General features: G+C 65.1%; 10 protein-coding genes and 1 pseudogene. 7 read left to right on the plus strand and 4 right to left on the minus strand.

The window, feature by feature from the left end:
• Nucleotides 1-28: 28 nt before the first annotated feature.
• A complete protein-coding gene (locus tag JYG32_RS36580; protein ID WP_213267634.1) occupies nt 29-1,324 on the minus strand; it encodes a hypothetical protein in 1,296 nt (431 codons plus the stop codon).
• Between the two features lie 448 nt (nt 1,325-1,772).
• Between JYG32_RS36580 and JYG32_RS36585 the strand changes: the two genes are divergently transcribed.
• From JYG32_RS36585 to JYG32_RS36605, 5 genes are all read left to right on the plus strand, one after another.
• On the plus strand, nt 1,773-2,936 hold the full coding sequence (locus JYG32_RS36585; protein ID WP_213268315.1) for a porin: 1,164 nt from the start codon (nt 1,773-1,775) through the stop codon (nt 2,934-2,936).
• A gap of 414 nt (nt 2,937-3,350) precedes the next feature.
• Nucleotides 3,351-3,746 carry a hypothetical protein gene (locus JYG32_RS36590; RefSeq protein ID WP_213267635.1) on the plus strand — a complete coding sequence of 132 codons (396 nt, stop codon included), beginning with the start codon at nt 3,351-3,353 and terminating at the stop codon, nt 3,744-3,746.
• Nucleotides 3,747-3,887: 141 nt separating this feature from the next.
• Nucleotides 3,888-4,235, plus strand: coding sequence for a hypothetical protein (locus JYG32_RS36595; RefSeq protein WP_213267636.1), 348 nt, complete (start codon nt 3,888-3,890; stop codon nt 4,233-4,235).
• A gap of 11 nt (nt 4,236-4,246) precedes the next feature.
• Nucleotides 4,247-6,583 carry an outer membrane protein assembly factor BamA gene (bamA, locus tag JYG32_RS36600; RefSeq protein ID WP_213268316.1) on the plus strand — a complete coding sequence of 779 codons (2,337 nt, stop codon included), beginning with the start codon at nt 4,247-4,249 and terminating at the stop codon, nt 6,581-6,583.
• Nucleotides 6,567-8,945 carry an LPS-assembly protein LptD gene (locus JYG32_RS36605; protein WP_249744906.1) on the plus strand — a complete coding sequence of 793 codons (2,379 nt, stop codon included), beginning with the start codon at nt 6,567-6,569 and terminating at the stop codon, nt 8,943-8,945. The genes bamA and JYG32_RS36605 overlap by 17 nt, the downstream gene beginning before the upstream one ends.
• A 42-nt stretch (nt 8,946-8,987) precedes the next feature.
• Here the strand turns inward: JYG32_RS36605 and JYG32_RS36610 are convergent, their stop codons facing one another.
• Together JYG32_RS36610 and JYG32_RS36615 are read right to left on the minus strand one after the other, a co-directional pair.
• The gene (locus JYG32_RS36610) at nt 8,988-9,353 is read right to left on the minus strand and encodes a nuclear transport factor 2 family protein (protein WP_174417168.1); all 366 of its coding nucleotides are present in this window, start codon (nt 9,351-9,353) and stop codon (nt 8,988-8,990) included.
• Between the two features lie 54 nt (nt 9,354-9,407).
• Complete coding sequence (locus tag JYG32_RS36615; protein ID WP_213267637.1) at nt 9,408-10,097, minus strand: glutathione S-transferase family protein; 690 nt, start codon at nt 10,095-10,097, stop codon at nt 9,408-9,410.
• 92 nt (nt 10,098-10,189) lie between these two features.
• On the opposite strand from JYG32_RS36615, the gene JYG32_RS36620 reads away from it, so the two are divergent.
• Nucleotides 10,190-11,119 (plus strand): LysR family transcriptional regulator, encoded by a 930-nt coding sequence (locus tag JYG32_RS36620; RefSeq protein WP_213267638.1) that lies wholly within the window; start codon nt 10,190-10,192, stop codon nt 11,117-11,119.
• 375 nt (nt 11,120-11,494) lie between these two features.
• A pseudogene (locus JYG32_RS36625) lies at nt 11,495-11,794 on the plus strand (MFS transporter); the annotation flags it as partial.
• A 125-nt stretch (nt 11,795-11,919) separates the two neighbouring features.
• On the opposite strand, the gene JYG32_RS36630 reads toward JYG32_RS36625, so the two are convergent.
• Complete coding sequence (locus tag JYG32_RS36630; protein WP_213267639.1) at nt 11,920-13,272, minus strand: TRAP transporter large permease; 1,353 nt, start codon at nt 13,270-13,272, stop codon at nt 11,920-11,922.
• Nucleotides 13,273-13,276: the final 4 nt, after the last annotated feature.

Here is a 13,276-nt window from a genome sequence, read left to right on the forward strand (position 1 = left end):
ATGAGCCTTTTTTCCTCGCGGCCGCTTTCTACAGCCGCGTCGCCAGAAAATTGCGCGCGGTGCTCGTCAACCTCGACCACGGCCCCGGCCGCCGCTCGCTCCCCTGCTCGGCCAACCCACCCAGCGCCGCCTTCATCATCGCGAGTTCGCTCGCGAGCACCGCATCGCAGCCGAAACTGCCAGCCGCCGCGAGATCGACGATCCTGAGCGCCTGATCGACACACATCTGCCCATAAGCTGCCGTCGCGTCCGCATCGGCACGCGCGCCCAGCGTCGCTTCGGCCAGCTTGCTGGCCCACAGCGCGAGCGCATCGACCGGTGCGCTGCCGTCGCGCACCAGCAGCTTGCCGACTTCCATCGCGGCGAGATGGGCATCCTCGTTGTCGGAGTACGACAACGTCCGGCCGCGCACCGCATGGTTCCGGTGCGCGGCGCGCAGCGACGGCGTCAATCCGGTCAGGTTCGCGATCCACGCCTCCGCGGCGCTCAGGTACGCATGCGACCGGATCGCCAGATCGCAATCGAAGATCGCATCCGCGTGAGTCGTCGCATGACGCATCGCGAGCAGCCAGCAACCGAGAAAGGCGCGATACGCAGCGGCCGGCCCGACGTACGCCGCGTGCGCCTTGAAGAATTCGACGCAGTGACCGGCCGGCCGCTCGCCGACATACGGAAAATTGTCCGGCAGGTCGATGCGCAAGCCGACGACGACCCGTTCGACCGCCGGCACGCTGCGGCCGCACGCGAGCGCCAGGAACGGCAGCGCGATGCAATGCGCATCGTGATGCGCGACGAGCCGGTCGCAACACGATTGCCACTGCGCGAGCGGATTGCGCGCGACGACGATGTGGACGACATCCGGGAATGCGCGACGCATCCACGCGAGCCGGCCGAGCGATTCGCCGAACCGGAACACCGGTATGCGGCCGCGATCGAACGCCTGCGCCATCAGTTCGCGCAGGAAGTATTCGATGTCGCCCGCGTATTCGGGCGTTGCCGCTTCGAACTGGTTGGCTGAAAAGGCCATCTCGACGCGCGACATGCCGAGCGCGTCCTGCCTGAGCGAATCGGCCACGCTCGCGGCCGTCCGCTGACCGGGCAACGGCATCGCGGCCGGCACACCGTCGGGGCCGGCGCTTGCGTATTGCTCGTAGTCGACCGGCGCGACCATCGCGCGCAGCGGTTCGTCGTAGGCCGTCACGCCGTCGAGATCGCGGAGGCAGGACCACAGCCAGCCGTCGGTCGCACCATGGCCGGAATGCAGAAACACCGCTTGCGTCGAGTTCATCGGGGTCATCGGATCGTTGCGTTGAAGTTCGTCCATCACGTCGATCCAGTGTAGGTTCCGCTGCGGTTACCCGGATTACCGGCCTCGTTACCGTGACTTACCGGCGCATGTGATCTCCGCGAAAGCGGGTTTCGTACCAGCGCGAACGCAATTCCCCTTCCCGGTGCGATTTCCATTACGGCATTTGACGTGCGAATGCGCGGACGCGCGCCGCTGCGTTCCGGGGCACGAGCATCCGGTGCGGGCACATCCCCCCTCGGCGCGGCTCGCAAGGCAACACGCCCCGCTTCCGGAAAAACGATAAATCGATTGCACACGCAACCATCACATTACGGAATTACCGATCGGAAACCTGCGGTAAACCCATCGTTGCGGAATCCCAACGGATCGAAAATTGTGTCGTGACCTAATGGCGGCTCCTGACGAAGGCCCACCGATTCGGCAGGAAGGAAAGCAGTCCCGTTACATGCCAGGAGAGTTCATGATGATAGGAATTTTGAGGAAATCGTTGTTGTCGCTCGCGTTGCTGTCCGGCCTCACGGCTGCGCATGCACAGAGCACGGTGACGCTGTACGGCGTCATCGACGAGTCGATCCAGTTCACGCACAACGCCACGCCCACCGGCAGCAACCAGCTTGGCCTTTACTCGGGCAACCTGTCCGGCAGCCGCTGGGGCCTGATGGGCAGCGAGGATCTCGGCGGCGGGCTGAAGGCGATCTTCCAGCTCGAGAACGGCTTCAACGTCAACAACGGCAAGATGGGCACCTACAACGGCACGACGTCGCTGTTCGGCCGCCAGGCGTACGTCGGCCTGCAAAGCAACCAGTACGGCACGCTCACGCTCGGCCGCCAGTACGATCCGCTGGTCGACCAGGTTCAGGGGCTGACCGACGACGCGTACTTCGGCAGCACGTTCGCGACGGCCGGCGACGTCGACAACTACGACAACAGCTCGCGCACCAACAACGCGATCAAGTATCTTTCGCCGAGCTACGGCGGTCTGCAGGTCGAGACGATGTACGCGCTCGGCGGCGTCGCGGGGCAAACCGGATCGGGGCAGACGTGGTCGGTCGCCGCCTCGTACAACAACGGTCCGTTCTCGCTGGCCGCCGGTTACTACGTGGCGGACAACGCGAATTCGACGGTCGTGCGCACCGGCTGGTCGTCGACGTCCGACGGCACTTTCGACGGCCCGGTCAACTCGGGCTATGCGACGGCGAAGTCGATCAATATCGCGCGTGTCGCCGCACGCTACGTCGCCGGACCGTATACGGTCGGCCTTTCGTACAGCAATGCGGCATACAAGGCGGACGCGCAATCGGCGTTCGCGTCGAACGAGAAGTTCAACACCGGCCAGGCGTACTTCAACTACCAGGCCACGCCGGCGCTGCTGCTCGGCCTCGGCTACAGCTATACACATGCGAGCGGCGATACCAACGCGTCCTATAACCAGGTGTCGCTCGGCGCCGATTACAGCCTGTCGAAGCGGACCGACGTGTATCTCGTCGGTGCATGGCAGAAGGCGACCGGCACGCAGTTGAACGCGGACGGCACGGTATCGAGCGCCGAAGCGTCGATCGGCTCGTACGGCGTCGGCGGCACGGACAGTCAGGAAATGGTCAGCCTCGGCATTCGCCACCGGTTCTGATCGCAACCGACGCCGGCCATCGATCGCGACGGCCGGCGCACGATAGTCCGTTACCGCGACACACCCGCATTGCACCGCAATCGTTTGAAATATTGTGGCCTTCCAACGCGCTGAAATGCGTTCCCCCACGCGAAAATCCGGAAAACGACGGCCCGTCACGCGTCGTGACGCAGCATCGATTACCGATCGCGCACATTGCCCGCTGTCACCATCGCCAGATATCTCAATAATGGTCGGCCACTTTTGCGCGATGTCCAATTCATTCCGCTTACAACGCATCCATCCTGGAGTCCTGAATATGACGAAACAATCTTGAAATTTATTTGACGATCGCGTGACCTATGCTTCCGTCACACCGCATACCGGCCACGCCGATGGCGGCAGTCCTCCCCGACAGCGAAAGCGAAAGTGAAAGTGAAAGTGAAAGGCCCGATCATGTATCACACGATGCGCATGGAAGTCTCCACCGAATCCGGGTATCCAGTGATCAGGTTCACGATCGACGGCCAGACGTCGATACTCGGCGTGCACGACATCGACCAGATGATCCTGCAGCTCGCGTCCGCGCGGGCCGCGATGCAGCCGACGCATCCGGTCGAGCCGCCGGAAGGCCAGTATCCGTTGCAGATCGACCCATGCTGGCGCGTCGACCGGCTCGCCGATTACGACGGCGCGGTGCTGTCGATCCGTCACGTCGGGATGGGCTGGATCGCGTTCGCGCTGCCCTCCGTCAACCTGACCAACCTCGTCGAAGCACTCGCGGCGCCGCCGGAAACGAGCGCGCCGGTCAACCACGCGATGCTGAACTGATGCGCAATCGGCGCTGACCGACGTCGTGTCAGATTTATGAATCCGGTTCAATTTAATTCGCACCACGAATCATTTCCGTGATCCTCGCCACACCGGCCCGGATCGTGGTTTTCCGTTCCTTTCTGCCCGGACATGCCCATCATGCGAATCCCTTCCCCGACCGCCGCGCTCGCCCGGCGCCCCACTGCGTATGCGCTGTCGGATCTCGGCGCCTGCACCTGGTACCTGCTGCCGATCGATTCGCGGCAAGCCGCTGCCGATGCCGGCCACGCGCACGCATTCGATTCACACCCGATCTTCCGCTGCCGGCTCGTCGGCCGCTACGCAGCGGGTTTGTCGCTGAACGCTGTCTGCGGCAACGGCTACGCAACCGTGCATCAGCTTGCCGAATCGCATGTCGACGCGGTGTCGCGCCTGCGCGTGCGCGATGCGCTGAACGACGCCGAGCATCGCGTCCACACGTTCGACGACGGGATCGACTGGCAGTGAAGACGCATTCGATGAGGTTCGGCTGGCTCGCCCGGCTTTGCTGGCTCACGCCGGCCGCATTCCCGGTTCACGCGCAGCCGGCGCAAGCCGCGCAAGCGGCGCCCGATGCACCGGCGTCGACCGGTGTCACGATCCAGGACATCCGCGTCGAAGGCCTGACGCGCGTCGAGCCCGGCACCGTGTTCTCGTATCTGCCGTTCAAGATCGGCGACACCTTCACTGACAGCAAGGCATCGTCCGCGATCCGCGCGCTCTATGCGACCGGCTTTTTCAACGACGTCAGGATCGAGACCGAAGGCAACATCGTGATCGTAAACGTCGCAGAGCGCTCGGTGATCGGCACGATCGATTTCGCGGGGCTGCACGAGTTCGACAAGGACGCGATCGAAAAGGCGATGAAGTCGGTCGGCCTGGTGTCCGGGCATGCGTACGACCCGTCGCTCGTCAGCAAGGCCGAGCAGGAACTCAAGCGGCAGTACCTGATGCGCGGCTACTACGCGGCCGAGGTGACGACCACGGTAAGCCCGATCGACCGCAACCGCGTGGCGCTGCTGTTCTCCGTCGTCGAAGGGCCGAGCGCGAAGATCCGGCAGGTCGCCTTCATCGGCAATCGCGTGTTCGACGATGCCACGTTGCGCAACGAGATGCAGCTTTCGACGCCGAACTGGTTCTCGTGGTACACGAAGGACGACCTGTATTCGAAGGACAAGCTCGCGACCGATCTCGACAACGTCCGCGCGTACTACCTCGATCGCGGCTACCTGGAGTTCAGCATCGACTCGACCCAGGTGTCGCTGTCGCCGGACCGCAAGGAGATGGACCTGACGATCGCGGTGCACGAGGGCGAGCCGTACACGATCTCGGGCATCCGGCTCGCCGGCGACCTGCTCGATCGCGAGGCCGAGCTGAACCGGATCGTCTCGATCCGCGCGGGCGAGCGTTTTTCCGCGGCGAAGCTCAAGAACACCACGCAGGCGCTGATCGACAAGCTCGGCGAATACGGCTACGCGTTCGCGACGATCAATACCGTGCCGCAAATCGACCAGCAGCATCACAAGGTCGACCTCACGCTGCAGGTCACGCCCGGGCGTCGCGTCTATGTTCGGCACGTCGACATTTCCGGCAACACGCGCACGCGCGACGAGGTGATCCGCCGCGAGATTCGGCAGATGGAAGATGCTTGGTTCGATTCGTCGCGGCTCAAGCTGTCGAAGGATCGCATCAACCGCCTCGGCTATTTCACCGACGTCGACGTCACGACCGTGCCGGTCGAAGGCAGCGCCGACCAGGTCGACGTGCACGTGAAGGTCACCGAGAAGCCGACCGGCTCGATCTCGCTCGGTCTCGGCTACGGCTCCGGCGAAGGCCCGATCATCTCGGCCGGCGTGTCGCAGGACAACGTGTTCGGCAGCGGCCAGTCGATCGCCGTCAACGTCAGCACCGCGACGACGACGCGCACGCTGAACATATCGCAGACCGATCCGTACTTCACGATCGACGGCATCAGGCGCATCACCGACGTGTACTACAAGACGACGCAGCCGCTCTACTACTCGAGCACCAGCGACACGAGCTTCCGGATCATTTCCTACGGTGCGGACATGAAATTCGGCATTCCGTTCTCCGAGAGCGACATGGTGTATTTCGGGCTCGGGCTCGAACAGGATCGCCTCGACATCGATTCGACGACGCCGCAGAGCTATATCGACTACGTGAACACGTTCGGCCGCGTGTCGAACGTCGCACCGGCCACGGTCGGCTGGTCGCGCGACATGCGCGACAGCGCGCTGATCCCGGGGCGCGGTTATTTCCTGCAGGCGAACGCGGAATACGGCACGCCGGCCGGCTCCGTGTCGTACTACAAGACGGACGTGCAGGCGCAGTACTACCACTCGTTCGCGCGCGGCCTCGTGCTCGGGATGAACTTCCAGGCCGGCTACGGCAACGGTCTCGGCGGGCAGCCGTACCCGATCTTCAAGAACTACTTCGCGGGCGGCATCGGTTCGGTGCGCGGCTACGAGCCCGGCTCGCTCGGCCCGCGCGACGCAACGACCGGCGACCCGATCGGCGGCTCGAAGATGGTGGTCGGCAACGTCGAGATGACCGTCCCGCTGCCCGGCACCGGCTACGACCGCACGCTGCGCGTGTTTACGTTCGTCGACGGCGGCAACGTCTGGGGCACCGAAGGCAATAGCGTCGGCGCGAACGGCTTGCGGTACAGCTACGGCATCGGGCTCGAATGGATCTCGCCGATCGGCCCGCTGAAGATCGACTACGCGCTGCCGATCGCCCACCACACCGGCGACCAGTACCAGAAGTTCCAGTTCCAGATTGGCACGTCGTTCTGATTCCGCTACCGGCCCGTGCGACGCCGCGCGCGGTGGCATCGTCGCCCGCGTCAACGCATGGGCGATCGCGCTGCTCGTCGATGTCGCGTTGTCGGTCGCCGTCTGCGCGCCGCGCGACGCCGATGCGCAACTGCAAAGCGCCGCGGCGGAACCCTACCGGATCGGCGACGCGTGGGGGCTGCACATCGCGTCGCTGCTCGTCGAACATCCGCTCGCGGCCGGCCAGGTCGCGACGACGTTCGGGATCGGCGCGACGGTCACCGGCACCGTCGACCAGGACCTGTCGCTGCACGGCAGTGCCGAATTGCGTCGCGGCCCGTCGGTCGTGAAGGCCGACGCGATCCACTACGACGCCGACACCGACACGGCCGACGCGTACGGCCACGTGCAGGTCGTCCACGACGGCAACGCGTTTGCCGGCCCCGACGCGCATCTGCAGCTCGACAGCGTCGAAGGCACGATGACCTCGCCGCACTACCGCTTCAACCTGACGGGCGGCGCGGGCTCCGGCACGCGCGTCGACCTGCTCGACGACTCGCGCGAGGTCGTCTACGACGGCACGTACACGACCTGCCATTGCACGAACGATCCGGCGTGGTACCTCAGAGCGTCGCGACTCGATCTCGACAATGTGGCGGGCGTTGGTGTCGCGCACGACGGCGTGCTTTACTTCGCGGGCTTGCCGCTGTTCGCGTCGCCGTGGATGTCGTTTCCGCTGAACGACCAGCGCCAGACCGGGATCCTGCCGCCCACGTTCTCGATCAGCTCGACGAACGGCTATGACATCGCGGTCCCGATCTATTTCAATCTCGCGCCCGACCACGACCTGACGGTCACGCCACGGCTGATGACCAAGCGCGGCGCGATGCTGACGACCGACTACCGCTACCTGAGCCCGACCTATTCCGGCTCGCTGTCCGTCAGCGTGCTGCCGGACGACGCGACGACGCACACCAACCGCTACTCGATCACGTTCCAGCATCGCGAGAACCTCGGCAACGGCTTCGCCGCGTATGCGAACTACAACCGCGTGTCCGACGCGTCGGTGCCATCGGACTTCTCGAGCGCGAACTCGCTCGTCGTCGGCTCGCAGACGCTGTTCCAGCAGGAAGCGGGCGTGACCTACAACCACGGACCGTGGTCCGTGCTCGCGCGCGTGCAGAACTGGCAATCGTTCACGACCACGCCGCCGTACAACCGCGAACCGGAGCTCCACGCGAAATACACGCGCTACAACGTCGGCGGCTTCGATTTCGGCGCCGACGTGAACGCGACACGCTTCACGATCCCGACCGCGGATTCAACCGAAGGCAACCGGCTGACGTTCGACACCTATGTCAGTTACCCGATCGTGGCACCCGGCTGGACCGTGACGCCGAAACTCCAGTGGCACGCGGCGTCGTACGATCTCACGTCGATCGGCAGCGACGCGCCGGCCGGGCAACCGAGGAACTTCACCGTCAACGTGCCGACCGCGAGCCTCGACATGGGCACCACGTTCGAGCGCGCGGTCCGGCTGTTCGGCATCGACATGATCCAGACGCTCGAGCCGAGGCTGTACTACGTCTATACGCCGTACCGCAACCAGACCTTCGTGCCCGCGTTCGACACCGCGCCGCTCGACTTCGGTCTCGCGGAGATCTTCACGAGCAACCGCTTCGTCGGCGGCGACCGCGTGAGCGACATGAATCGGTTGACGGCCGGCGTCACCACGCGATTCGTCGATGCCGGAAGCGGCACCGAACTCGCACGCTTCGTGCTCGCGCAGGAGTATTACTTTCGCGCATCGCAAGTCACGATGCCGGGCGACACGCCGCCGACGGTCGGCCCGTCCGACGTGATCGCCGGCACCGCGTTCCATATCGGCACCGGCCTCGAGCTGCAGCAGGCGGTCGAATACAACCAGTCGAGCAACGAGCTGACCCAGGCCACGGCCGGCATCGACTGGAAGCCGACCGCCGGCAAGGTGATCAATCTCGCGTACCTGTATGCGCGTGCGAACGCGACGCTCGACGACGGGCCCGAGAACCAGATGCTGCTGTCCGCGCAATGGCCGCTGACGCCTGCGTTGTCGGGCGTCGGCTCGGTCGACTACGACCTGGCCGCGCACCGGCTGGTCAGCGGGCTGCTCGGGTTCCAGTATGCGGCCGACTGCTGGGCCGTCAGCGTCGCGCTGCAGAAGTACACGAACTACAACGGGACGACGTCGCCGACCACCGGCACGCGTGTGCTGGTCCAGTTGCAGCTCAACGGGCTGAGCCGCATCGACAACGGGCTGCTGCAGCAATTCCGCGCGAACGTGCCCGGTTATTCGACGCCGACGCTGCCGGCGCCGACGTCGCGGTTCACGGATTATCCGTAAGGCAATTTACGCGACTCGGCGAAGAACCAGCCCGCCATTCGCCTACGACGGCTCCGAATCCAGGAACACATAGAGCGCGGCAATCTTCCCGTCGCGCACGATGATCACGTCGACGCCCGTGTATTCGGGCGCTTCGCCACGCGGGCCGGAGCCCCACGCCACGCGACCCGCGTTGTGGAGTGCCTGCGGCTTGCCATGCGCGGTATAGACGAAATGAGGATGCGTCGCGCGCAGATCGCCGGCGAACTTGTCGAGCGCGTCGTGTCCGACGAACGTGCCGGGCGGCACGTAGAGCACGCAGTCGTCGGTATAAAGCGCTTCGATCGCGGCACGGCGGCGCGCCGCGTCGCCCTCGCCGAAGACTTCCTGCAGATTGCGTTCGAGCAGTTCATGGATACGGTCGTTCATCATCGTTCTCCTGAATAAATGAAATGAGGTGAATCGCCAGATAGCGCGGTCGCGTCACCGCGCGAGTGCCAGTGTCTTTTCGACGGCTGCGACGACCGCCGGGCGCGCGGCAATTTCGTCGTACCAGCGCGCAACGGACGGAAAGCGATCGAGGGTCGCGCCGATCGCCTGATGGCGCCACATCCATCCGAAGTGCGCGATGTCCGCGATGCTGTACGCATCGCCCGCCACGTATCGGCCGCGTTCGAGCACGTGATCGAGCACACCGAGCGCGCGCTCCACATCCGCCAGCGCACGCGCTTTCGCGTCCGGTTGAGGCGACGCGGCGATCGCCACCCGGAACGCCTGCAGGAATGCGGGGCTCAACGCCGATGCATGGAAAAAGAGCTGTTCGAACACCTTGCCGCGCTGCAGGCCGTCCTTCGGGAGCAGTTGTCCGGTCTTCTCCGCCAGGTAGACCAGGATCGCGGCCGACTCGCTCAGCACGATGTCGCCATCCGCGTGGGCCGAGCGATCGACCAGCACCGGGACCTTGGCATCGGGATTCATTGCCCTGAACGCGTCGGTCTTCTGCTCGCCCCGGCACAGATCGACCGGCACGAGCCGATAGTCGACGCCCATCTCTTCCAGCGCGATGGGCACCTTGACGCTGTTGGGCGTCGCGAATGCGAACACTTCAAGCGTGATCGTATCGGGATCGCCGCCGGTAGCGACGGCATTCTTTCCTTCGAGTTTGGGTTCCATGATTCATCTCTGCGTTGAGGTGAGACAAATGTATGGCCCTGTGCTATTTTTCGAAACAGAAATGATTGCAAATCATCGTTGCAAAAATGTCGATGTCCAAACTGCCGGATTTTGAAGGCTTCGCGATGTTCGCGAAGGTTGCCGAAGAAGGCTCGTTCGCCGCCGCGGCGACGGCGATGGGCGTGTCGGTCGCGACGGTCTCACGTGCCGTGACGCGCCTCGAGGAGCGGCTCGGCGGGCGCCTGTTCAACCGCACGTCGCGACGGCTCGCGCTCACCGATTACGGCCATACGCTGATCGAACGTGCGGCGAAGCTCTACACCGATGCGGAAGAAACCGAGGATTTCGCGCGCGAGACGTCGAGCCGGCCGCGCGGCCTCGTGAAGCTGGCGGCGCCGCTGTCGTTCGGCGCGCGCTGGGTTGCGCCGCTGCTGCCCGCGTTCTTCGAGCTCTACCCGGACATCGCCGTCGACCTGCATCTGACCGATGCGCAGTCCGACCTGATCGGCGACGGCTTCGACGCCGCGCTGCGGATCGCGATCCTCGAAGATTCGTCGCTCGTCGCGCGGCTCATTGCGCCGGTTCGCCGCTTTGTCGTCGCGTCGCCGGCCTATCTGTCGCGCCATGGCCGTCCGCGGCATCCGCACGAGCTCGGCGCCCATCCGTGCCTGACGTACGCAAACCGGAGCCAGCGCGACGTCTGGCGCTTTACCCGCCAGGACGGCGAAACCTGCGCGGTCACGCCCGGCGGGATGCTGCGCGGCACCAGCGTGGAAGCGCTGCTGCCGACGGTACTCGCGGGGCTGGCGATCACCGAGCTGCCCGAGTTCGCCGCGACGCAGTATTTCGCGGACCGGCAACTCGAACCGATCCTGACCGACTGGCGCTTGCCCGAAGGCGGCCTGTACTTCGTCACGCCTTCCGCCCGTGCGCGACCGGCGAAGGTCAGCGCACTCGCCGATTTCTTCATCGCGAGGCTGGCCACGGCCGAGTGGCGCACGCCGGTCAAGCGATCGCGCTAGACGCTCATTGCGGGTTCGTGCACGTCCGTTCGGCGCTTCGATATCGATGCACCAACCGCGGCCATGGCGCGTTGCGCTACGCCGTGTCGTACGCGGCCAGGTAGCGACGCACGCACGCAAACGCCCGATTCAGCGCGACAGCACCGCTGAAACCCGTGTCGTTTACAACCGGATTACGGGCGCATGACCGATAGTCGGTTGCGCCTGTTTCTCTAAACTGGGTCACACAACATACCTGCCCGGTGTCACCCGCTGCGCGCGTCGCTTCACCGACATCGAGGCACCCCCGAGACATCCGCCTTCGCTGTCCATCGGCCCGCATACGTTACTGAATTCCAGCCCGGCCGGCTGCCAAGGCAATTCCAGGAGCGTTCATTGAGCCCGTCGCAAGCGCACCCCGCGAAAGCCCGGTCTTCGCGCCAGTCCGTCAAGCTGGATGACATCACGATCGTCGACCCGGCCGTCCTCAAGCGCGCGGTCGGCGCGATGGCGTTCGGCAATGCGATGGAATGGTTCGACTTCGGCGTGTACAGCTATATCGCCGTCACGCTCGGCAAGGTGTTCTTCCCGTCCAGCAGCCCGTCCGCGCAGTTGCTCGCGACCTTCGGCACGTTCGCGGCCGCGTTCCTCGTGCGTCCGCTCGGCGGCATGGTGTTCGGCCCGCTCGGCGACCGCGCATAGCGCCGCGCCATCACGTCTTCACGTTCGTGCGCCTTCAGGTGGAGTAAGGGCACCACAGATGCAAATACGGCGCCGGACAACCTCGGTCGTCCGGCGCCGCAGTCGGGCGAAGCGTGCGATCAGAACACCGCGTGCCCGCTGATGACGCTCGGCAGCCAGGTCGAGAAGAACGGCAGGTACGTGACGATGTTGATCGCACTGAAGATCGCGAGGTAGTACGGCCACGCCATCTTCGTGGTCTCGCCGATCGACACGTTGCCGATCGCGCATCCGACGAACTGCACCGAACCGATCGGCGGGTGCACGAGGCCGAGCGAGCAGTTCAGCAGCAGCATGATCCCGAACTGAACCGGACCGACGCCGCACGCCATCGCGATCGGCAGGAACAGCGGCGTCGTGATCAGGATGTGCGCGGCCATGTCGACGAACGTGCCGAGGAACACCTGGATGATGTTGATGTACAGCAGCATCAGCCAAGGAGCTGCGGTCGACTGCTTCAGCAGCCCTTCGATCGCATCCGGAATCTCCAGGTACGACATCTGGAAGCGCAGCATGTTGGACACCGCGATCAGCAGCAGCACGACGCCCGTCGTGCGCGCCGCATGCGACAGCGCGCGGCGCAGCTTCGCGACCGTCAGCGTCCGGTAGACGATCGCGGTCAGCACGAGCGAGTACACGACGGCGATCGCGGCCGCTTCGGTCGCGGTCGCAATCCCCTTCGCGACGCACACGAGGATGATCGCGATCACCATCAGCCCGGGCACCGCGCCGACGAAGCTGCGCAGCACCGCATACCAGCCGGGAAACGCGGGCAGCGCGGACGAGCCGTCCGCACGGCGCGGATAGTCGTGACGCACGGCCTGCCAGTACGCGGCGGCGAGCACGAAGCCCATCACCCACAACACCGGCAGCAGCCCCGAGAACAGCAGGTCGCCGATCGACACGCCGCTCACCGGCTGGCCGTGCAGCATCCCCGTGATCCCCTGCGCGGCGAACGCGTAGATGATCATGTTCGTCGACGTCGGCATCAGCGCGCCGGCGAGCGACGCATGCGTCGTCACGTTGACGGCGTACGCGGCGCTGTAGCCTTCGCGCTTCATCAGCGGGATCACCACGCCGCCCATCGCGGACGTATCGGCGGTCGGCGAGCCCGACACGCCGCCGAACAGCGTGCACGCGACGACGTTCGCCATCCCGAGGCCGCCGCGGAAATGGCCGACGGTCGCCTGCGCGAAGCGCAGGATCCGGTCCGCGATGCCGCCGTGCAGCATCAGCTCGCCGGAGAAGATGAAGAACGGCACCGCGAGGAACGAGAACGCGTTCATCCCCGAGATCATCGCCTGCATCGCGGTCGCGATCGGCAAGCCTTCGACCATATAGGTCAGCACGCAGGCTATCCCGAGCGCGAACGACACGGGCACGCCGAGCACGAGGAAAATCAGAAAACTGACGGACAGGATCGCGAGTTCCATGGCG

The sequence above is a fragment of the Burkholderia pyrrocinia genome, from assembly GCF_018417535.1.
Taxonomy (GTDB): domain Bacteria; phylum Pseudomonadota; class Gammaproteobacteria; order Burkholderiales; family Burkholderiaceae; genus Burkholderia; species Burkholderia pyrrocinia_E.

What these genes read in the sequence shown, in the direction of transcription:
- JYG32_RS36580 (WP_213267634.1), bottom strand. Translation starts at nt 1,324, where the DNA reads ATGGACGAACTTCAACGCAACGATCCGATGACCCCGATGAACTCGACG.
- JYG32_RS36585 (WP_213268315.1), top strand. Translation starts at nt 1,773, where the DNA reads ATGATAGGAATTTTGAGGAAATCGTTGTTGTCGCTCGCGTTGCTGTCC.
- JYG32_RS36595 (WP_213267636.1), top strand. Translation starts at nt 3,888, where the DNA reads ATGCGAATCCCTTCCCCGACCGCCGCGCTCGCCCGGCGCCCCACTGCG.
- bamA (WP_213268316.1), top strand. Translation starts at nt 4,247, where the DNA reads ATGAGGTTCGGCTGGCTCGCCCGGCTTTGCTGGCTCACGCCGGCCGCA.
- JYG32_RS36610 (WP_174417168.1), bottom strand. Translation starts at nt 9,353, where the DNA reads ATGAACGACCGTATCCATGAACTGCTCGAACGCAATCTGCAGGAAGTC.
- JYG32_RS36615 (WP_213267637.1), bottom strand. Translation starts at nt 10,097, where the DNA reads ATGGAACCCAAACTCGAAGGAAAGAATGCCGTCGCTACCGGCGGCGAT.
- JYG32_RS36620 (WP_213267638.1), top strand. Translation starts at nt 10,190, where the DNA reads ATGTCCAAACTGCCGGATTTTGAAGGCTTCGCGATGTTCGCGAAGGTT.
- JYG32_RS36630 (WP_213267639.1), bottom strand. Translation starts at nt 13,272, where the DNA reads ATGGAACTCGCGATCCTGTCCGTCAGTTTTCTGATTTTCCTCGTGCTC.